Source organism: Pseudonocardia sp. EC080619-01, assembly GCF_001420995.1.
GTDB lineage: Bacteria > Actinomycetota > Actinomycetes > Mycobacteriales > Pseudonocardiaceae > Pseudonocardia.
In genome coordinates this window covers 3,995,987-4,016,042 of record NZ_CP012184.1, presented here as the reverse complement: position 1 = coordinate 4,016,042, position 20,056 = coordinate 3,995,987, and the positions used below count along the sequence as shown (strand labels likewise).

The window sequence follows — 20,056 nt, the reverse complement described above, 5'->3', positions numbered from 1 at the left end:
GCGGACGCCGGGAGGCCGGGCTCAGCGCTCCGGCTCGCCCGCCACCCGGCGGATGTCCGCGCCCAGCGCGGAGAGGTTCTCGACGAAGCGCGGGTAGCCGCGGTCGATGTGCGCGACGTCCCAGACCTCGGTCGTGCCGCGGGCGCACAGTCCGGCCAGGACCAGGCCCGCCCCGGCCCGGATGTCGCTGGCCCACACCGGCGCCGACGACAGCTCCTCCCGCCCGCGCACGACGGCGTGGTGCCCGTCCGTGCGGGCGTCGGCGCCGAGCCGGACCATCTCGTCGACGAACCGGAACCGTGCCTCGAACACGTTCTCGGTGATCATCGACGTGCCCTCGGCGACGGCGGAGAGCGCGATCGCCATCGGCTGCAGGTCCGTGGCGAAACCCGGGTAGGGCAGCGTCACGAAGTCCACCGCCTCCGGGCGGCCCGGCATCGCGACGGAGAACTCCTCCCCGCCGGTGGAGATCTCGGCGCCCGCGCTGCGCAGCTTGTCCAGCACGAGGTCGATGTGGTGCGGGTCCACCCCGCGGACGGTCACCTCGCCGCGGGTCATCGCCGCCGCGAACGCCCAGGTCGCTCCGACGATCCGGTCGCCGATCACGCGGTGCGTGGTGGGCTGCAGGCCGGTCACGCCGTGCACGGTCAGCGTCGAGGACCCGACGCCCTCCAGCTTCGCGCCCATCTGCTGCAGCATCACGCAGAGATCCACGATCTCCGGCTCGCGGGCCGCGTTGTCGATGACGGTCGTGCCCTCGGCGAGCACCGCCGCCATCAGGATGTTCTCGGTCGCGCCGACGCTGGGGAAGTCCAGCCAGATCTGCGCACCGTGCAGGTCCTGCGCCGAGGCGGTGACACTGCCGTGCTCGATGTCGGTCGTCGCGCCCAGCTTCCGCAGGCCGTTCTGGTGCATGTCCAGCGGCCGGGAGCCGATCGCGTCGCCACCGGGCAGCGGGACGACGGCCCGCCGGCAGCGCGCCACCAGCGGCCCGAGCACGCAGACCGACGCGCGCAGCTTCGACACCGAGCGGTAGTCCGCCTCGGCGCCGGGGTTCGCCGGGACGTCGATGTGCACGGTGCCGCCCTCGATCGCCACCGCGCAGCCGAGGCTGCGCAGGACGTCCGCCATCAGCGGCACGTCCAGGATCTCGGGGCAGTTCTCGAGCGTCGTCCGGCCCTCGGCCAGCAGCGCCGCAGCCATCAGCTTGAGCACACTGTTCTTCGCCCCGACGACGTCGACGGACCCGTTCAGCCGGGCCCCGCCGCGGACCGCGAAATGCTCCACCACGTCCGGAACGGTAACGGGGCGGTCACCGGGGCACGGGCACACCCCGACGTGTCGGGCAGGGTTGCGCCGTCCGGCGCAGCACACGCGACGGTTGCCGAGAGGCACCCCGACCGGCGGCCTGGCCTCCGCGCGGATCGTCCGCATAGCCTGTCGGGGTGGCGGTGCACCTGACTCGGATCTACACGAAGACCGGCGACGACGGGACGACGGCGCTCGGCGACTTCAGCCGCGTCCGCAAGACCGACCCGCGCCTGGCGGCCTACGCGGACACCGACGAGGCGAACGCCGCGATCGGCGTCGCGGTGACGGTCGGCGGCCTCGCCGAGCGCGTCGCCGATCCGCTCCGGCAGATCCAGAACGACCTGTTCGACGTCGGCGCGGACCTCTGCGCGCCCATCGTGGAGAACCCGGAGTTCCCGCCGCTGCGGATCACCGAGGGCTACGTGACGCGGCTCGAGTCGTGGTGCGACGAGTTCAACCCGGAGCTGCCGAAGCTGAACTCGTTCATCCTGCCCGGGGGGACGCCCGGCGCCGCGTACCTGCACGTCGCCCGGACCGTCACCCGTCGCGCCGAGCGGTCGGTGTGGGCCCTGCTGGACGACGACGGCGACCGCACGAACCCGCTCACCGCGCAGTACCTGAACCGGCTCTCGGACCTGCTGTTCATCCTGGGCCGCGTCGCGAACCCGGACGGCGACGTCCTCTGGCAGCCCGGCGGCCCGCACGGCGCCCCCGACGCCTGACGCCCCGCCTGCGCTCAGGACGCCTCGCGGAATCCGCGGGTGCGTCCCGGCGGTGTGGCCTCCAGCCACGCCAGGAACCCGGTGCGGACGTCCTGGGACATCGCCAGTTCGACGTCGATGCCGCGGCCGCCGGCGTCGCGGCCCCGGCAGCGGAGCACCTCGACCGCCGTCGGGATGGCGAACTCCTCGGAGCGGTGCGGTGGGCGTCGCTCGACGATGTCCAGCCCGGCGCGGTCCAGGACCACGGTGGCGCCGATCCGGAAGCTGGTGAGCCGGTACCAGGCGAAGCGCTCGCCCTCGTAGCGACCGACACCGAAGTGCCAGTCCGTGACAGCGAAACGGCGGCGCAGACACAGGTCCACGCCGCCGTTACGCATGAGTCGCACCCGCCGTACGGCGAGCCAGATCAGGGGGACGACCAGACACAGCAGCAGAACTCCGACGATCGCCGCGATGAGTTCCACTGCCGTGCCGGTCCTCCGCCTAGTTGGCCTCGGCCGCCCGGAGGCGGGCCTCGGCCCGGGCGACGGCCGCCTTGCCCTCGTCGGTCGAGGTGTCGGCACCGTCCCGCGCCCGGCGGGCCCGGTCGACGTCGATCTCGTCCGACTGCTCGGCGAACTCGGCCAGGATCGACACCCGCTCCGCGGAGACCGACAGGAACCCGCCGTGCACCGCGATGGTGCGCTTCGAGCCGTCGGTCGAGTCGATCCGGACGGTGCCGGCCTCCTCGAGCTGGGCCAGCATCGGCTGGTGGCCGGGCAGGATGCCGACCTCGCCGACGGTGGTGCGGGCGAGCACGAAGCGCGCGTCACCCGACCACAGCCGGCGCTCGACGGAGACCAGCTCCACGGTCATCTCAGCAGGCATGAGATCAGCCCTCGAGCTTCTTGCGGTTCTTCTCCAGGTCGTCCAGACCGCCGCAGAGGAAGAACGCCTGCTCGGGCACGTCGTCGAACTCGCCCTTGGCGATCTTGTCGAACGCCTCGATGGTCTCCTTCAGCGGGACCGTCGAGCCCGGCTGGCCGGTGAACTGCTCGGCGACCAGGAGGTTCTGCGACAGGAAGCGCTCGATCCGGCGGGCCCGGCCGACCAGCTGCTTGTCCTCCTCGGACAGCTCGTCGATACCGAGGATCGCGATGATGTCCTGCAGGTCGTTGTACTTCTGCAGGATCCGCTTGACCTCGTTGGCGACCCGGAAGTGCTCGTCGCCCACGTACTGCGGGTCGAGGATCCGGGAGGTCGAGGTCAGCGGGTCCACCGCCGGGTAGATCCCCTTCTGGGAGATCGGCCGGGAGAGCTCGGTGGTCGCGTCCAGGTGGGCGAACGTGGTCGCCGGAGCCGGGTCGGTGTAGTCGTCCGCGGGGACGTAGATCGCCTGCATCGAGGTGATCGAACGGCCACGGGTCGATGTGATCCGCTCCTGCAGCTCGCCCATCTCGTCGGCCAGGGTGGGCTGGTAGCCCACCGCGGACGGCATGCGGCCGAGGAGGGTCGAGACCTCCTGGCCGGCCTGGGTGAACCGGAAGATGTTGTCGATGAACAGCAGGACGTCCTGGTCCTGCGCGTCCCGGAAGTACTCCGCCATCGTCAGCGCGGAGAGCGCGACGCGCATACGGGTGCCCGGCGGCTCGTCCATCTGACCGAACACCAGGGCGGTGTTCTTCATGACGCCCGACTCGGTCATCTCCGTGATGAGGTCGTTGCCCTCACGGGTGCGCTCGCCGACGCCGGCGAACACCGAGGTGCCACCGAAGTTCAGCGCGACACGCTGGATCATCTCCTGGATCAGCACGGTCTTGCCGACACCGGCACCACCGAACAGACCGATCTTGCCGCCGACCACGTACGGGGTCATCAGGTCGAGGACCTTGATGCCGGTCTCCAGCATCTCGGTCTTGCCCTCGAGCTGGTCGAACCGCGGGGCCTTCTGGTGGATCGACCGCAGGTCACCGGTGAACTGGATGCTCGGGTCGTCCAGGCAGTCGCCGAGCGCGTTGAACACGTGCCCCTTGACCTGGTCGCCCACCGGCACCGAGATCGGACGGCCGAGGTCGGTGACCTCCTGGCCGCGGACCACGCCGTCGGTCGGCTGCATGGAGATCGCGCGGACCAGGTTGTCGCCCAGGTGCTGGGCGATCTCCAGGGTCAGCTTGCGGTGGTCGCCGGAGAGGTCGACCTCCAGGGACAGCGCGTTGTACAGGTCCGGGACCTGGTCACGCGGGAACTCGACGTCGACGACCGGGCCGGTCACCTGGACGACGCGCCCGGTGATCGTGCCGGTGGCCGAAGTATCGGCGGTTGCGGTCATCAGCTCTCACTTCCTGCGCTCGCGAGGGCGTCGACACCACCGACGATCTCGCTGATCTCCTGGGTGATCTGAGCCTGGCGAGCCTGGTTGGCCTCCAGGGTCAGGCTACGGATCAGTTCGTTGGCGTTGTCGGTCGCGGCCTTCATGGCCCGCTGCCGGTTCGCCGACTCCGACGCCGCCGACTCCAGCAGGGCCGCGTAGAGGCGGGCCCCGATGTACTTCGGCAGCAGCGCGTCGAACAGCGTGTCCGGGTCCGGCTCGAACTCGTACAGCGACTGCAGCCCCTTGCTGCCGGGGCTCTCCACCTGGCTCTGCGCGGTGTCCGCGGTGCGGTCGTCCTCGTCCACCGGCTTCGCCGACGCGGAGTCCGCCGCGTACTCGACCTCGAGCGGCGCCATCCGCCGGGCCTGCGGGATCTGCGTGATCATGTTCTTGAAGCTGGTGTAGACGAGGTGCAGCTCGTCCACCCCGTGCACGCCGTCGGCGTTGCCGTCGCCGTCGTCCTCGCCGGCCATGAACGCGTCGACCAGCGTGCGCGCCGCCTCGGCCGCGTGCTCGTAACCGGGCTGCTCGGAGAAACCGGTCCAGGACTGCTCGATGTCCCGGTTGCGGAACCGGTAGTACGAGACGCCCTTGCGGCCGATCACGTACAGCACCGGCTCCTTGCCCTGCTCACGGAGCAGGGACTGCAGCTTCTCGGCCTCCTTGAGCACGTTGGCGTTGTAGCCGCCGCACTGACCGCGGTCACTGGTCACGACCAGGACGGCGGCCCGCTTCGGCTGCTCACGCTCGACGAGCAGCGGGTGGTCCAGCGCCGAGTTGGAGGCGAGCTCGGAGAGCGTGCTCGTCATCAGCTCGGCGTAGGGACGCGCCTCGTCCACCCGCGCCCGGGCCTTCGCGATCCGTGAGGTCGCGATCAGCTCCTGGGAGCGGGTGATCTTCTTGATGGACTGCGTCGACCGGATACGCCGGCGCAGCACCCGGATCTGTGCCGCCATCGGGTATCAGCCTCAGCTCTTCTTGACGGTGACGGTCTCCTGCTCGACGTCGTCCTCGTCGAGGGCCTTCGCCGGCTTCTCGTTCGGGACGACCGAGGAACCGTCGGAGGCGGTGAACTCGTTGCGCTTGAAGGTGTCGACGGCCGAGGTCAGCGTCGAGATCGCGTCGTCCGAGAGCTTCCCGGTGTCGACGATCTCGCTGAGCGGACCCGCGGCGTGCCGGCGCGCGTACTCGCGGAACTCGCCCTCGAAGCGCTGCACGTCGGCGACCGGGACGGAGTCGAGCTTGCCCGAGGTGCCGAGCCAGATCGAGACGACCTGGTCCTGCACCGCGACCGGCGCGTACTGGGCCTGCTTCAGCAGCTCGACCAGACGCTCACCGCGGCCCAGCGAGGCCGCCGACGCGGCGTCGAGGTCCGAACCGAAGGCGGCGAACGCCTCCAGCTCGCGGTACTGCGAGAGGTCCAGACGCAGCGAACCGGACACCGTCTTCATGGCCTTGACCTGGGCGTCGCCACCGACCCGGGAGACCGAGATACCGACGTTGATCGCCGGCCGGACGCCCTGGTTGAACAGGTCGGACTCGAGGAAGACCTGGCCGTCGGTGATGGAGATGACGTTGGTCGGGATGTACGCCGACACGTCGTTCGCCTTGGTCTCGATGATCGGGAGACCGGTCATCGAACCCGCGCCGAGGTCGTCGGACAGCTTCGCGCAACGCTCCAGCAGCCGCGAGTGCAGGTAGAACACGTCGCCCGGGTAGGCCTCACGGCCCGGCGGGCGGCGCAGCAGCAGCGAGATCGCGCGGTACGCCTCGGCCTGCTTCGAGAGGTCGTCGAAGACGATCAGGACGTGCTTGCCCTGGTACATCCAGTGCTGGCCGATGGCCGAGCCGGTGTAGGGGGCGAGCCACTTGTAGCCGGCCGGGTCGGACGCCGGGGCGGCGACGATCGTCGTGTACTCCAGCGCACCGGCGTCCTCGAGGGACTGCCGGACACCGGCGATCGTGGAGCCCTTCTGGCCGACGGCGACGTAGATGCAGCGGACCTGCTTCTTGGGGTCGCCCGACGCCCAGTTCTCCTTCTGGTTGATGATCGTGTCGACGCAGACCGCGGTCTTGCCGGTCTTGCGGTCGCCGATCACCAGCTGCCGCTGGCCACGGCCGATCGGCGTCATGGCGTCGATCGCCTTGATGCCGGTCTGCAGCGGCTCGTGCACCGACTGGCGCTCCATCACCGAGGCCGCCTGCAGCTCGAGCACGCGCCGCGAGTCGGTCTCGATGTCGCCGAGACCGTCGATGGCGTTGCCGAGCGGGTCGACGACCCGGCCCAGGTAGCCCTCGCCGACCGGGACCGAGAGGACCTCGCCGGTGCGGGTGACCTGCTGCCCCTCCTCGATGCCGGTGTAGTCACCGAGGACGACGGCGCCGATCTCGTTCTGCTCCAGGTTCAGCGCCACGCCTCGGACGCCGCCCTCGAACTCGAGCAGCTCGTTGGTCATGGCCGAGGGCAGGCCCTCGACGTGGGCGATGCCGTCACCGGTGTCGGACACGGCGCCGACCTCGCGGCGGGACGTGTCGCTCTCCAGCGACGAGACGTAGCTGGAGATCGCGCTCCGGATCTCCTCGGAGGAGATCGTCAGCTCTGTCATGCTGCGTCGTTCCTTCTCTCGAACGGGATCTGAGATCGGGCCGCCGGGGCGGCCGGCTCAGCAGGTCAGCTGGGCAGGGACCGGCGCGCGGCGGCGAGTCTGCCCGCCACGCTGCCGTCGATGACCTCGCCGCCGACCTGCACGACCAGACCTCCGAGGAGGTCCCGGTCGAGCTCGACCTGCAGGGAGATCTTGCGGCCGTAGATCCGGCCGAGGGACTCTTCGAGCTTCGACTCCTGGTCGGGAGTCAGCGCGACGGGGGTGCGCACCTTCGCGACCGACCGGTCCCGGCGGGCCGCCGCGAGCTCGGCGAGCTCCTCGGCGACGACGTCCAGGTGCCGGCCGCGGGGCAGCCGGACCGCCTCGCGGAGCAGCGTCGCGGTGACCGGGAAGACCCGGTCGCCGAGCACGCCGTCCAGCAGCTGCACGCGACCCTCCACCGGCCTGGTGGTGTCGGCGAGCAGACCGTTGAGCTCCGGCTCGCGGCCGAGGATGCGGCCGAACCGGAACAGCTGGTCCTCGACCTCGTCGAGCGACCCGGTCTTCTCGGCGACGGCGACGGCGGCCTGGCGGGCCAGCGCCTCCGCGGCGACGACGACGTCCCGGGTCTTCGACCAGCGCTTGCGCGCCAGCTCGGAGACGAGGTCGACGGTCGGCTGCGAGAGCTGCGCACCGAACAGGCGGCGGACCAGATCGGCCCGGGCCTCCTCCGGCGACGCGGAGTCGGCCAGCAGCCGCTGCACGGCGCGCTCGCCGTCCAGGAACCGGGCCACCGCGAACAGCTCGTCCGCCGTCGTGGTCAGGTCCCGGGCGGACGCACCGTCGACGTAGCCGTCCAGCCGCTCGGTCAGCGCGACGAGCGCGTCCCGGGACGCGGGCTGCAGGACCGTGGCCATCAGTTCGCCCCGCTCCGCGCGGCGCCCTGCTGGTCGAGCTCACCCAGGAACGAGTCGATCGTCGACGAGCGACGCGAGTCGTCGGTGAGCTGCTCGCGCAGCAGGCGCTCGGCCAGCTGCACGGACAGGCCGCCGACCTCGTTGCGGAGGGCGCGCTGCGCGGCGTCGCGGGCCGCGGAGACCTGCTCCTCGCCCCGGGTCCGGATGCGGGCGGCCTCCTGCTCGGCCTCCTCGCGCAGCTCGGCCTTGATCTGCTGGCCCTCGGCACGCGCATCGTCGCGGATGCGCGCCGCCTCGGCCCGGAGGCCGGCCAGCTGGTCCTCGTACTCCTTCTTCAGCCGGTCCGCCTGCTCCTGGGTCTCCTGAGCACGCTTCAGACCGCCCTCGATCGCGTCCGTCCGCTCCTCGTAGAGCGTCTCGAAGCGCGGGACCGCGAACTTCCAGAGCACGAAGAGCAGGATGGCGAACGCGACGATCCCGAGGACGAGCTCGTTGCCGTGCGGGAGAATCGGCAGCGGTTCCTCGGCGGCGAGAATCAGTTCCACCGTGAGTCCTTCCCTGACGTGGCCGCCGGTGTGTGGACCGGCATGGGGTTGATCAGCCGCCGGCGATGAAGAACAGCACCAGGCCGATCAGCATGACCAGCTCGGCGAGCACGAAGGTGGTCCAGCCGATACCCATCAGCTGGCCACGGGCCTCCGGCTGGCGGGCGGTGCCGCTGATGACGGCCGACCAGATCAGGCCGACGCCGATGCCGGCGCCGATGGCGCTGGCACCGAAGCCGATGGCCGCGAGGCCGGGGTTGATGTCGGCGGCCTGGGCCAGGACCTGCGTGGGGACGTTCACTTCGGTTTCCTTCCGTCGGGTCCGCGGGATGCGGGTCGTTCGGTGGGTCGGGCCGGACGAGCCGGCGGATCGGATCGGCGCTCGCGCACCGGGTGTCTAGTGGTCCTCCGAGATCGCCGCACCGATGAACACGGCGGCGAGCAGGGCGAAGACGTAGGCCTGGATGACCTGGACCAGCGCCTCCAGGAAGGTGAACGCGATGCCGGCGACGAACGAGAACGGCGCCGCGACCGCCAGCCCGCCACCCGCGAAGAGCAGGAACTCGGCGGCCACCGCGGTCAGCGCGATGATCAGGTGGCCGGCGAACATGGCGGCGAACACACGCAGCGCGAGCGAGAGCGGCTGCACCACGAACTTCTGCAGCAGCTCGATCACGATGATCAGCGGCGCGATGAAGACCGGGACACCCGGCGGCAGCGCGGCGTGCTTGATGTAGCCCGCGAAACCGTGCTTCTTGAACCCGGCGTAGTGGTAGAAGACGTAGACGAACAACGCCAGCGCGATCGGGAACCCGATCCGCGACATCGTCGGGAACTGGATCACCGGGATGATCGCGAAGAGGTTGTTGATCAGGATGAAGCTGAACAGGCCCAGGATCAACGGGATGAACCGCTTGAAGTCGGCGGAGCCGATCTGGTCGCGGGCCATCGTGTTGCGCGGGATGTTGTAGAACGACTCCAGCGCGAACTGCCCCCGGCCGGGGACGATCGAGAGCTTGCGGGTGCCGAGCGTGAACACCGCGACGACGATGATCAGCGACAGCACGGCGAGGACCATCGGCTTCGTGACCTCGCCGAAGATCGGCGGGTAGTTGAAGAGTCCCTGGCCCGGCGGCGTGAACTCCTCTGCCGCAAGTACGAACGTACCCAATGGGGGTCCTTCCGGTGCTCCCGTCCCGCGTCCACGCGAAACGGGGGATCGCCTGCAAGGTGCCTCGTGGCGCGATGCCTTCCGGGCGTCCGGGCCGAAACACCGGAAGTCACCCACATCGCCTACGTGGCGGATGCTATCAGCCGTACTTCTACAACGTGTCGGGGGCTGGCACGCATCTCACCTGCGCCTTCACGCCACGCAACGATCTTGGTCGGGGCGCGCGCGGGGCGCGGTGCAATCATTCGTTAACACGCCGCGCGGGCGCCACCCCCACCTCCGTGGTACCCGTGCGAGCGGCTGTGGAGACCCGGATCCGGGCCTGGCCAAAACCGGCATTTCGGTCGAGTCGGCGCAGGTCAGGCGCTCGGCGGGTCCGGCTCCGGCCCGATCAGGATCTTGATCTTGCTGCCCGCCCAGGCCTCGGCCGCGGTCGTCGCGACGAACACCACGAGCAACGTGACGGCCAGTGACATCCGGTGCAGGCCGGGGGCACCCCCGAGGGTGAACAGGACGATCAGGAGGATGAGGGCCTTCGTCACCAGGCCGATGAATGAGGCCAGCATCACAGCCCCCGGATCCAGTGCCGTGGTGCGCAGCATCAGGACCGGGGTGAGCAGCGCGGAGCCCGTGGCGAGCACCCCACCCAGGGCGGCGCCGTAGAGCCCGGGCAGCCCGGCGGCCAGCGCGGCGGCACCGATGCACAGCACCGAGGTCACGCCCCCGACCAGGGCGGCACCGCGCGCCATCGAGGCGGAGAGCCTCCGGACCACCTGCGCCTGCCCGACGGCAGGGCCGCTGTAGTCCACCGTCCCCCACCGGTCCCATCGCCACACGGTTCGCCCGTCCTCCCGGATCAACGGCCGCTCCACCAGCCGGAACGAGCCACGACCACGGTATCGCCGGCCGACACCGCGGTCTCCGGCGCCCGTCGGAGCGGGCGTTGCCCGGCTCGCCCGGCAGAGGTGACCGCGGACACCCGAACCATCGGTGAGGCTCCGCCACCGCCGCCGATCGGGACGCACGCGGTGGCCCCGGCGAGGGCCGGAACGTGCATCCCGTTCGCCGGCCCCAGGCCCGTGGGCCGGCGACCATCACCTGGCGACGCTCCCGGCACCCGCCCCGCGCCGCTGTCAGAACCCCGTCGACGCACCCCTCGACCGGTCCGCGCACCCGTTGCATCGGGTGCACCACCCTGCGAAGCGGTGCGCCACCCGGCGAAGCGGTGCGCCACCCTGCGACGGGGTGCGCCACCCTGCGACGGGGTGCGCCACCCTGCGACGGGGTGCGTCGCGCGGCGAAGCGGTGCGTCGCGCGGCGACGGGGTGCGTCGTCAGTGGGCCGGGGGGTCGTCGTGGGGGCGGCGGTGCGCCCCGTGGGTGGGGACCGTCGGTTGCTCCGTGTGCTCCTCGGGTCCGCCGGGCCCTGCAGCCTCCGGCGTCCCGGGAGCGGACGCGTCCCGGCGCGGGCCCATGGGTCCGGTGCCTGGGGCCCGGGTCCCGTTGCCGGACACCGGATCCACTCCGGGACGGCGGTGCGGAGCTCCTCGGCCGGGGGCCGGCGACTCTCCCGTGCGGTACGGGACCGCCCCACCGGGAGCAGATGTCTCCCCGGACCGGTGCGGGGGCACGGGAGTCTCCCCCTGGCGGTACGGAGCCACCCCACCACCGGGTGCCGGCGTCTCCCCCGGCCGGTACGGCGGCACCCCGCGTCCGGGCACCGGGGTCTCGCCCGCAGGGCGCGCCGGCGTCCCGTTGCCCGGGTACGGCGCCCCGCCGGTCGGCTGCGGTCCCCCGGGCGGGCCGGCGGGCGGCGGTGCCGGTCGCCGTTCCCGTGGCCCGCGGCCCCCGTCCGTCGGTGGACCGGGCGTGGCCGGATACGGGGACGCCCCCGCCGGCCGCCGCATCGGTGGGCGGCCCGCCGGCCCCCGGCCCGGCTCCACGGGCCCGGATCCGCGCGGCGTCTCCTGCCGGTGCGGCCCGGCCACGTCAGGCCGGCCGGGCCCGGCGACCTCGTGCCGGCCGGGCCCCGCCACCTCGGACAGCCCGGCCCCCGCCACGTCCTGCCGGACGGGGGCGGTCACCCCACCGGACCCGGCCGTCAGGGCGTCCGGCACCGGCGGCACCGGGTCCGGGACGGGTTCGTCGTCGACGGAGGCCACCGGCACGACCGCCGGGGCCGCGGCCGCCGCGGCCCGCTGCCGGGACCGGTGCGGCACCACCGACGCGACGAAGGCGACGATCAGGGCGACGACGGTCGCCGCGACGACCAGCCCGGTCTGCGGGACGAGCGCGAGCGCGACCGCACCGAACGCGATGACCGCGACCCACAGGTACACCAGCAGCACGGCGCGGCGGTGGCTGTGCCCGACCTGCAGGAGCCGGTGGTGCAGGTGCATCTTGTCCGGGCTGAACGGGCTGGTCCCGGCACGGGTCCGGCGGATCACCGCGAGCATCAGGTCCAGCACCGGGATGAACACGATCCCGACGAGCACGAAGACCGGCGAGACCAGGGCGAAGATGTCACCGGGGCCGACGGTCTCGTTGAACGTCAGCCGGCCCGACGCGCTCGTGATGGCCGCGGACAGCATCACGCCGACCATCATCGAGCCGGTGTCGCCCATGAAGATCCGGGCCGGGTTGAAGTTGTGCGGCAGGAACCCCAGGCAGGCTCCGGCCAGCACGACCGCGATCAGGGCCGGGGTGAAGGCCGCCGGATCGTTCCCGTTATCGCTGATCAGGCCGACGCAGAACACGGCCGTCGCCAGCGTGGTGATCATGCCGATGCCGGCGGCGAGTCCGTCGAGGCCGTCGATGAAGTTCAGGGCGTTCACCAGGCCGACCGTCAGCAGGACGGTGAGCAGCACCGACTGGCTCTGCCCGAGCAACAGGTAGGAGCCGGAGATGCCGCTCCCGCCACCGCCGAGCGGGATCCAGATCGCGGACCACTGCACGGTGTAGAGCACCAGCAGGCCACCGGCCGTCACCTGGGCGGCGAACTTGGTGATCGCGTCGAGGTCGTAGCGGTCGTCGAGCATCCCGACCCCGACGAGCAGGGCCGTCGCGACGACGACGCCCATCACCTCGGTGCTGCCCTCGAAGTACGCCAGCCGCAGGGCGGGCAGCTGCAGCGCGAGCAGCAGGCCGGCGAGGACCCCGCCGAACATCGCGAGGCCGCCCCACCGCGGGGTCGGGGTGACGTGCACGTCCCGACCCCGCGGCCAGGCCACGGCGCCGACCTTGAGGGCCAGCATGCGGACCGGCCCGGTGAGCAGCAGCGTCACCACGGCGGAGACGAGGCCGACGAGCAGGAACTCACGGACGGGGAGTCCGTAGCTCAGCTGGTCCACCGGCACGTCGACTGCGCCTCTCCGGTCCGCCTTCGGGTCAGGTCACCCCCGAGGGTAGGCGGGTGCCTTCCGGACCAGTGCGGTGACCGCCTCGGCGACGGCACCGAGTTCCTTGTCGCCCGCCGTGGTGTCGTGCTCGGCCTTCACCGCACGGGCCAGCAGGGCGCCGACCTCGGCCATGTCCGCCTCCGTCATCCCCTGGGTCGTGACGCTCGGCGAGCCGACCCGGATGCCGGACGGCTTCATCGGCGGGGCCGGGTCGTAGGGGATGGCGTTCTTGTTCAGCGTGATGCCGGCCCGGTCGCAGCGGGTCTCGGCCTCGGACCCGGTCACTCCGATCGGCCGCAGGTCCATCAGCGCCAGGTGGTTGTCGGTGCCACCGGACACCGCGCGCATGCCCTCGGACTCCAGGCTCTTGGCGAGCGCCTGGGCGTTCGAGACGACCTGGCGGGCGTAGGCCTGGTACTCGGGCTGGGCCGCCTCCCGCATCGCGACGGCCTTCGCCGCGACCGCGTGCATCAGCGGGCCGCCCTGGGAGAAGGGGAACACCGCCTTGTCGATGGCCTTGGCGTGCTCGGCCTTGCACAGCACCATGCCGCCGCGCGGCCCGCGCAGCACCTTGTGCGTGGTGGCGGTGACGACGTCGGCGTAGGGCACCGGCGACGGGATCGCCTGGCCGGCGACCAGGCCGATGAAGTGCGCCGCGTCGACCATCAGCACGGCACCGACCTCGTCGGCGATCTCGCGGAAGATCTTGAAGTCGATCAGGCGCGGGTAGGCGGTCGCACCGGCGATGATGATCTTCGGTCGGTGCTCGCGGGCCAGGCTGCGGACCTGGTCGTAGTCGATGGCCTCGGTGTCCTCACGCACCAGGTAGGAGACCGCGTTGAACCACAGGCCGGAGAAGTTCACCTTGCTGCCGTGCGTCAGGTGACCGCCCTGCTTGAGGTCCATCGCCAGCACGGTGTCGCCCGGCTTGGCGAAGGCGGCGTACGCGGCGAGGTTCGCGCTCGCACCGGAGTGCGGCTGCAGGTTCACGTGCTCGGCGCCGAAGAGCTCCTTGGCGCGCGCGTTGCCGATGTTCTCGGCCTCGTCGACGACGCTGCAGCCGCCGTAGTAGCGGCGGCCGGGATAGCCCTCGGCGTACTTGTTGGACAGTGTCGACCCGAGCGCCGCCAGCACGGCCGGGCTGGTCAGGTTCTCGCTCGCGATGAGCTGGAGGCCGCCACGCAGGCGGTCCAGCTCGTCCAGCACGACTCCCGCGATCTCGGGATCCTGCTGCTGCAGTGCGGAGAAGTCCGGGCCCCAGAAGGTCTGCTCACTCACGTGCGGAGAGGCTACCCGCCAGGATCGTCCCTGGCTGTGCCCCTGAACACGTGCTCACCCCTCAGGGGCGGTCGACCTCCTGCCCGACGACCTCGGCGACCTGCTCGGCAGACACCCCGCCCTCGCGCAGGAGCCGCGGCCGGACGCCGGTCAGATCGACGATCGTCGACGCCACCGGGTCCCCGGACGGGCCGCCGTCGAGGTAGACCTGCACGCTCGACGCGAGCTGGGTGATCGCCTCGGTGACCGTCGACGCCGGCGGGTTGCCCGAGGTGTTCGCACTGGAGACGGCCATCGGGCCGACCTCGCGCAGCAGCTCCAGGGCGACCGGGTGCAGCGGCATCCGCAGCATCACCGTGCCACGGGTGCTGCCGAGGTCCCAGGCCAGCGACGGCGCGTGCTCCAGCACCAGCGACACCTCACCCGGCCAGAACGCCTCGATCAGCGCCCGCGCGGACGGCGGCACCGACGTGACGAGGCCGTCGATCGTCGTCCAGGACCCGACGAGCACGCCGACCGGCATGTCCGGGCCCCGGCGCTTGGCCGAGAGCAGGTTCCGCACCGCGGTGCCGCTGAAGGCGTCGCAGCCGATCCCGTAGACGGTGTCGGTGGGGAGGACGACCAGCTCACCGGACCGGACCGCCCGCGCCGCCGCGGTCAGACCGCGCTGTCGCTCCGCCGGTCGGCCGCAGTCGAACAGCGGCTGGGTCTGAGGTGCACTCACGATCCGCGAGAATACGACCGGCCGGTTCCCCGGCGCGGGGCGGCTCTCCCGTCGGGGTCCGCGGACGGACGGCGACCTGCGCGACCGGCCCCCGGGCCGGGGCGGCGGTCAGTCCCGGAACGGCACCCGGCGGGCGGTGACGAACCGGGGACGGCCGGTCAGGTCGGTGTGCTCGGTGACCTCGGCGAGGGTGCGACGGCGACGCAGCAGCGCGGGCACCGTGTCGCCGTGCGTGTCGTCGTGCTCGATCGCCAGCGCCCCGCCGTGCCGCAGCCAGCCGGTGGCTCCGCGCACGACCGCCTGGATGATCTCCGTGCCGTCCGGCCCGCCGAACACCGCGCCGGGCGGGTCCCACCGCTCGACCTCCGGCGGGACCGGCGTCCCGTCCGGGACGTAGGGCGGGTTGCAGACCACCAGGTCGACCCGGCCCTCCAGCTCGACGAGCAGGTCCGGCCAGCGGACGTCGGCGGCGTGCAGCGTCACCGGCCGCCCGCCCCGGCCGACGTGCGCGTCGAGGTTGCGGCGTGTCCACACCAGTGCCGCGGGATCGGCCTCCAGGGCGTGCACGGCGGCGTCCGGCCGGGACACCGCGAACGCGAGCGCCAGCGCACCGGACCCGGTGCACAGGTCGAGGACGACGGGGCGGCGCACGTCGCGGAGCGCACCGAGGCCCCACTCGAAGAGCAGCTCGGTCTCCGGGCGCGGGGTGAACACCCCCGGCCCGACCGCGACCTCGACCGGGCCGAGGACCGCGGTGCCGAGGATGTGCTGCAGCGGCTCCCGGGTCGCCCGGCGCTTCACCAGGACCTTCAGCTCCTCGACGACGCCCGGGTCGACCAGGGGCGTCAGCAGCAGCGTGGAGCGGCTCCGGCCCGAGACGTGCGCGGCGAGCAGCTCCGCGTCGACCCGCGGCGACGCCACCCCGGACGCCGCCAGGGTGCGTTCCGCCTCTGCGATCGCCACCCGCAACGGGAGCCGGTTCACCGGACGTTCCTGGTCACGGCCCCAGTGTCGCCCGTGACAGCACCGGGGACACGGGTGCGGACCCGCAGATCACACGGGCGGGCGATCACTCGTCCCCGCTCTCCCCCGCCATCGCCTCGGCGCGGTCGGCCGCGGTGAGGGCGGCGAACACGTCGGTCAGGTTCCCGTCGAGCACCGACGAGAGGTTGTGCGCCTTGAAACCGACCCGGTGGTCGGAGATCCGGTTCTCCGGGAAGTTGTAGGTCCGGATCCGCTCGGAGCGGTCGACGGTGCGGACCTGGGACCGGCGCTGCTCGGAGGCGGCCTCGGCGGCCTCGGCCTCGGCCTTGGCCTGCAGCCGGGCGCGCAGCACGTCCATCGCACGTGCCTTGTTCTGGAGTTGGGAGCGCTCGTTCTGGCAGCTCACGACGATGCCGCTGGGCAGGTGGGTGATCCGGACCGCGGAGTCGGTGGTGTTGACGCTCTGCCCGCCGTGGCCGGACGCCCGGAAGACGTCGACCCGGATGTCCTTCTCGTCGATCTCCACGTCCGGGGTCTCGTCGGCGTCCGGGAACACCAGGACGCCGGCCGCGGAGGTGTGGATGCGGCCCTGGGACTCGGTGACCGGCACCCGCTGCACCCGGTGCACGCCGCCCTCGAACTTCAGCGCCGCCCAGGCGCCCTGCGCGGGGTCCTTGGACCGCACGGAGAGCGTGACGTCCTTGAATCCGCCCAGGTCGGACGGTGTGGAGCCGAGCAGCTCGACCTTCCAGCCGCGGGACTCCGCGTAGCGGGTGTACATCCGGACGAGGTCCCCGGCGAACAGCGCGGACTCCTCGCCGCCCTCCCCGGACTTGACCTCCATCAGGACGTCGTCGGAGTCGTGCGGGTCGCGCGGGACCAGCAGCTCGGCGAGCTCGGTCTCCAGCTCGACGACCCGGACGTCGAGCGCGTCCGCCTCGGCCGCGAACGACCGGTCCTCGGACGCCAGCTCACGGGCCGCGTCGCGGTCCTCCCGGGCCTGCGCCAGGTCTCGGGCGCACCGCACCACCGGCCCGAGCTGGGCGTAGCGCTTGCCCAGCTTGCGGGCCTGCACCTGGTCCGCCAGCACCTCGGGGTCGGCGAGGCGCTGCTCGAGCTCGGCGTACTCGTCGAGCAGGGAGTCGACCGACTGGCTGGCCATCGCGCGCGATCCTTCGTCCGGAGGGGAGGGGGCGCCTCCGGGGCCGGAGACGCGAAACGGCGCCCGCCTCCTCGTGGAACGAGGTGACGGGCGCCGTGACGGGAGCTACTGGCCGGCGCGGGCGCCGCGCTTCCCGTAGCGGGCCTCGAAGCGGGCCACGCGGCCGCCGGAGTCCAGGATCTTCTGCTTGCCCGTGTAGAACGGGTGGCAGGCGGAGCAGACCTCGACGGTGATCGCACCGTTCGCCTTGGTGCTCCGGGTCGTGAACTGGTTGCCGCAACCACAGGTGACCTGGGTGTCGACGTACTGGGGGTGGACGCCCTCGCGCATGGGATTTCTCCTCTCGGTGGCCGCCGGGTCCCGCACGGGCGGGTGAACCGGAGCCGGGAAGCTGACGGACCATTCAACCACCCGGGCCCCGGTGGAATTCCCACCGGGGCCCGGGTGCGTGGCCTGCGACCTAGTCCTCGTCCTTGCCGGGCGCGTTCTTCGCGACCTGCATCAGGAACTCGATGTTGGTCTTGGTCTTCTTGAGCCGGTCGAGCACCAGGTCGATGGCCTGCTGGTCGTCCAGCGCGGAGAGGACGCGACGGAGCTTGACCATCACCGCGTGCTCGTCCGGCGACATGAGCAGCTCTTCCTTGCGGGTGCCGCTGTCGCCGACGTCGATCGCCGGGAAGACGCGCTTGTCGGCGATCTTGCGGTCCAGCTTGAGCTCGGCGTTGCCGGTGCCCTTGAACTCCTCGAAGATCACCGTGTCCATCGTGGACCCGGTCTCGACCAGCGCGGTCGCGAAGATCGTCAGCGAGCCGCCGTCCTCGATGTTCCGCGCGGCGCCCAGGAAGCGCTTCGGCGGGTACAGCGCGGTCGAGTCGACACCACCGGAGAGGATCCGGCCCGACGCCGGCGCGGCCAGGTTGTAGGCGCGGCCGAGACGGGTGATGTTGTCCAGCAGGACGACGACGTCGTGCCCCATCTCCACCAGGCGCTTCGCCCGCTCGATGGAGAGCTCCGCGACGGTGGTGTGGTCCGACGGCGGGCGGTCGAAGGTCGAGGCGATGACCTCGCCCTTCACCGACCGCTGCATGTCGGTGACCTCCTCCGGCCGCTCGTCGACGAGGACGACCATGAGGTGGCACTCGGGGTTGTTCGTCGTGATCGCGTTCGCGATGTTCTGCATGATCGTCGTCTTGCCCGCCTTCGGCGGCGACACGATCAGGGCGCGCTGCCCCTTGCCGACCGGCATCACCAGGTCGATGACCCGGGTGGTGAGCTGGGTCGGGTCGGTCTCCAGGCGGAGCCGCTCGTTCGGGTAGAGCGGGGTCAGCTTGGTGAACTCGGCACGCTGGCGCGCGGACTCGGGGTCGCGGCCGTTGATGGTGTCGACCCGCACCAGCGGGTTGAACTTCTGGCGCTGCTGCTCGCCCTCGCGGGGCTGGCGGACCGCACCGGTGATCGCGTCACCGCGGCGCAGGCCGTTCTTGCGCACCATCGACATCGAGACGTAGACGTCGGTCGGGCCGGACAGGTAGCCGGTGGTCCGCACGAACGCGTAGTTGTCCAGGATGTCGACGATGCCGGCGACCGGCAGCAGGACGTCGTCGTCGCGGATCTCGGTGTCGACGTTGCCGCCGCCCCCGCCGGTGCGCTCGCGGTCCCGGCCCCGGCGACGGTCCCGGAAGCGGCGCCCGCGACGGCCGCGGCCGTCGCCGTCGTCGTCCAGGTCGTCGTTGTTGTCGTTCCGGTTGCGGTTGCGGTTGTTCCGCCCGCCGTCGTTGTCGTCGTTGCGGTTGCGACCGCCCCGGCCGTTGTCGTTGCGGTCGTTGCCGCCGCGGCCGTTGTCGTTGTTGCGGTCGTTGTTGCGGTCGTTGCCACCGTCGTTGCGGTTGCGGCCGCGGCCGCCGTCACGGCCGTCGTCGGAACCGGAGTCGGACTGCGCGTCGCGCTGACCGGCGTCGCGCTGGCCCGCGTCCTTCCGGCCCTGGTCCTTCTCGCCCGGGTCCTTCTGGCCGGAGTCCTTCTGGCCGGAGTCCTTCTGGCCGGAGTCCTTCTGGCCGTCCCGGCCGCCGTCGCGCGGGGCGTCGTCGCCACCCTGGCCGCCGCGGCGCCGGGTGCGGGCACGGCGTCCGCCGCCGTCCTGGCCGTCGTCGTTGCGGTCGTCGCCCGTCTTCGGCTCGCGGTCCGTCGTGGCGGGGGCCTCGGCCGGAGCGCTCTCGGCGGTCAGGGCCTTCACGGCCTCGGCGGCCGGCGTCACGGGAGCGGCCTCGGCGGGCGTGCTCGCGGGGGCGTCGGCCGGCTCGGCAGCCGACTCGGGGGCACCGGCGGGCCGGGTCGCCGCACGACGGCGGCGGGTGCGCGGCGCGGGGGCCTCCTCGGTGGCGGCGGGCTTCGCCGCACCACCGGAGCCGTTGGCGGCGGGCGCGGTGGTGTCCGCACCGGTGTCGCCGAGGGGGAGCTGCGGCGTCTCGGCGCCGTCGGAACCGGCCTTCGACCGCGACTTGCGCGCCGGCGCGGCCGCGCCGCCCTGACGCTCCTTGATCGCGGCGATCAGATCGCCCTTCCGCATACCGGAGATGTCCGGGACGTTCAGCTCGGTGGCCAGCTGACGCAGCTCGGCCAGCACCATGCCGGACAGGCCACCGCGACGGCGGGGCGCCGCCTCGTTCGACGCGGTCCCGGTACCGGCGAGATCGGTCTCGCTCACAGAGTTCCTTCCTGACCGACCCGGTTGTCCTGTCCAGGTCAGGGAAAATGTCGCACGCTCGACCGGCGCGGAGAGCCCGCACCGGCAGCATTCACAAAGATGGTGCCCACAACGACGTCGTGGGAGTCAGGCCGCCCGTTCGGGATTCCGAGTCCAGTCAGAAAAGGAGATCGGGCGAGCGGGCCCGGCCGCAAGACTACGCCGAT

19 protein-coding genes are annotated in these 20,056 nt (G+C 72.0%); 1 reads left to right on the top strand and 18 read right to left on the bottom strand.

The window, feature by feature from the left end; all coding sequences use genetic code 11:
• Positions 1-21 precede the first annotated feature (21 nt).
• Complete coding sequence (murA, locus tag AD017_RS18785; protein ID WP_060574966.1) at positions 22-1,290, bottom strand: UDP-N-acetylglucosamine 1-carboxyvinyltransferase; 1,269 nt, start codon at positions 1,288-1,290, stop codon at positions 22-24.
• Positions 1,291-1,445: 155 nt separating this feature from the next.
• Between murA and AD017_RS18780 the strand changes: the two genes are divergently transcribed.
• Complete coding sequence (locus AD017_RS18780; protein WP_060574965.1) at positions 1,446-2,033, top strand: cob(I)yrinic acid a,c-diamide adenosyltransferase; 588 nt, start codon at positions 1,446-1,448, stop codon at positions 2,031-2,033.
• 14 nt (positions 2,034-2,047) lie between these two features.
• Here the strand turns inward: AD017_RS18780 and AD017_RS18775 are convergent, their stop codons facing one another.
• The 17 genes from AD017_RS18775 to rho form a co-directional block, all read right to left on the bottom strand.
• Positions 2,048-2,497: a DUF2550 domain-containing protein gene (locus AD017_RS18775; protein ID WP_010224408.1), complete on the bottom strand. Its 450-nt coding sequence runs from the start codon at positions 2,495-2,497 to the stop codon at positions 2,048-2,050.
• A 19-nt stretch (positions 2,498-2,516) separates the two neighbouring features.
• The gene (locus tag AD017_RS18770; RefSeq protein WP_010224409.1) at positions 2,517-2,888 is read right to left on the bottom strand and encodes a F0F1 ATP synthase subunit epsilon; all 372 of its coding nucleotides are present in this window, start codon (positions 2,886-2,888) and stop codon (positions 2,517-2,519) included.
• A 16-nt stretch (positions 2,889-2,904) separates the two neighbouring features.
• Positions 2,905-4,341, bottom strand: a complete 1,437-nt coding sequence (atpD, locus tag AD017_RS18765; RefSeq protein WP_029239153.1) for a F0F1 ATP synthase subunit beta — start codon at positions 4,339-4,341, stop codon at positions 2,905-2,907.
• Entirely contained in the window at positions 4,341-5,339 is a 999-nt protein-coding gene (locus tag AD017_RS18760; RefSeq protein WP_010224411.1) for a F0F1 ATP synthase subunit gamma, read from the bottom strand. The genes atpD and AD017_RS18760 overlap by 1 nt, the downstream gene beginning before the upstream one ends.
• A gap of 12 nt (positions 5,340-5,351) precedes the next feature.
• Positions 5,352-6,989, bottom strand: a complete 1,638-nt coding sequence (atpA, locus tag AD017_RS18755; RefSeq protein ID WP_010224412.1) for a F0F1 ATP synthase subunit alpha — start codon at positions 6,987-6,989, stop codon at positions 5,352-5,354.
• 65 nt (positions 6,990-7,054) lie between these two features.
• Entirely contained in the window at positions 7,055-7,885 is an 831-nt protein-coding gene (locus AD017_RS18750) for a F0F1 ATP synthase subunit delta (RefSeq protein WP_010224413.1), read from the bottom strand.
• Entirely contained in the window at positions 7,885-8,430 is a 546-nt protein-coding gene (locus tag AD017_RS18745) for a F0F1 ATP synthase subunit B (RefSeq protein ID WP_010224414.1), read from the bottom strand. The genes AD017_RS18750 and AD017_RS18745 overlap by 1 nt, the downstream gene beginning before the upstream one ends.
• Positions 8,431-8,482: 52 nt before the next feature.
• Complete coding sequence (locus AD017_RS18740) at positions 8,483-8,731, bottom strand: ATP synthase F0 subunit C (RefSeq protein WP_010224415.1); 249 nt, start codon at positions 8,729-8,731, stop codon at positions 8,483-8,485.
• Between the two features lie 96 nt (positions 8,732-8,827).
• Entirely contained in the window at positions 8,828-9,601 is a 774-nt protein-coding gene (gene atpB / locus AD017_RS18735) for a F0F1 ATP synthase subunit A (RefSeq protein WP_010224416.1), read from the bottom strand.
• Between the two features lie 359 nt (positions 9,602-9,960).
• Positions 9,961-10,410: a hypothetical protein gene (locus tag AD017_RS18730; protein ID WP_010224417.1), complete on the bottom strand. Its 450-nt coding sequence runs from the start codon at positions 10,408-10,410 to the stop codon at positions 9,961-9,963.
• A gap of 524 nt (positions 10,411-10,934) precedes the next feature.
• Positions 10,935-12,956, bottom strand: a complete 2,022-nt coding sequence (locus AD017_RS37450) for a hypothetical protein (protein ID WP_369821679.1) — start codon at positions 12,954-12,956, stop codon at positions 10,935-10,937.
• A gap of 36 nt (positions 12,957-12,992) precedes the next feature.
• Positions 12,993-14,276, bottom strand: coding sequence for a serine hydroxymethyltransferase (gene glyA, locus AD017_RS18720; protein ID WP_060574964.1), 1,284 nt, complete (start codon positions 14,274-14,276; stop codon positions 12,993-12,995).
• Between the two features lie 61 nt (positions 14,277-14,337).
• Positions 14,338-15,000 carry an L-threonylcarbamoyladenylate synthase gene (locus AD017_RS18715; RefSeq protein ID WP_010241991.1) on the bottom strand — a complete coding sequence of 221 codons (663 nt, stop codon included), beginning with the start codon at positions 14,998-15,000 and terminating at the stop codon, positions 14,338-14,340.
• Between the two features lie 108 nt (positions 15,001-15,108).
• On the bottom strand, positions 15,109-15,984 hold the full coding sequence (gene prmC / locus AD017_RS18710; protein WP_060574963.1) for a peptide chain release factor N(5)-glutamine methyltransferase: 876 nt from the start codon (positions 15,982-15,984) through the stop codon (positions 15,109-15,111).
• A gap of 85 nt (positions 15,985-16,069) precedes the next feature.
• Complete coding sequence (gene prfA / locus AD017_RS18705; RefSeq protein ID WP_010241988.1) at positions 16,070-17,146, bottom strand: peptide chain release factor 1; 1,077 nt, start codon at positions 17,144-17,146, stop codon at positions 16,070-16,072.
• Between the two features lie 105 nt (positions 17,147-17,251).
• Complete coding sequence (gene rpmE / locus AD017_RS18700) at positions 17,252-17,476, bottom strand: 50S ribosomal protein L31 (RefSeq protein WP_010241986.1); 225 nt, start codon at positions 17,474-17,476, stop codon at positions 17,252-17,254.
• 130 nt (positions 17,477-17,606) lie between these two features.
• Positions 17,607-19,850, bottom strand: coding sequence for a transcription termination factor Rho (gene rho, locus AD017_RS18695; protein ID WP_060574962.1), 2,244 nt, complete (start codon positions 19,848-19,850; stop codon positions 17,607-17,609).
• Between the last annotated feature and the right edge of the window lie 206 nt (positions 19,851-20,056).

Bases quoted from the DNA above. Each gene is read 5' to 3' on its own strand.
- AD017_RS18770 (WP_010224409.1), bottom strand. From the start codon at position 2,888: ATGACCGTGGAGCTGGTCTCCGTCGAGCGCCGGCTGTGGTCGGGTGAC.
- prfA (WP_010241988.1), bottom strand. From the start codon at position 17,146: ATGGCCAGCCAGTCGGTCGACTCCCTGCTCGACGAGTACGCCGAGCTC.
- AD017_RS18750 (WP_010224413.1), bottom strand. From the start codon at position 7,885: ATGGCCACGGTCCTGCAGCCCGCGTCCCGGGACGCGCTCGTCGCGCTG.
- atpD (WP_029239153.1), bottom strand. From the start codon at position 4,341: ATGACCGCAACCGCCGATACTTCGGCCACCGGCACGATCACCGGGCGC.
- AD017_RS18760 (WP_010224411.1), bottom strand. From the start codon at position 5,339: ATGGCGGCACAGATCCGGGTGCTGCGCCGGCGTATCCGGTCGACGCAG.
- atpA (WP_010224412.1), bottom strand. From the start codon at position 6,989: ATGACAGAGCTGACGATCTCCTCCGAGGAGATCCGGAGCGCGATCTCC.
- rpmE (WP_010241986.1), bottom strand. From the start codon at position 17,476: ATGCGCGAGGGCGTCCACCCCCAGTACGTCGACACCCAGGTCACCTGT.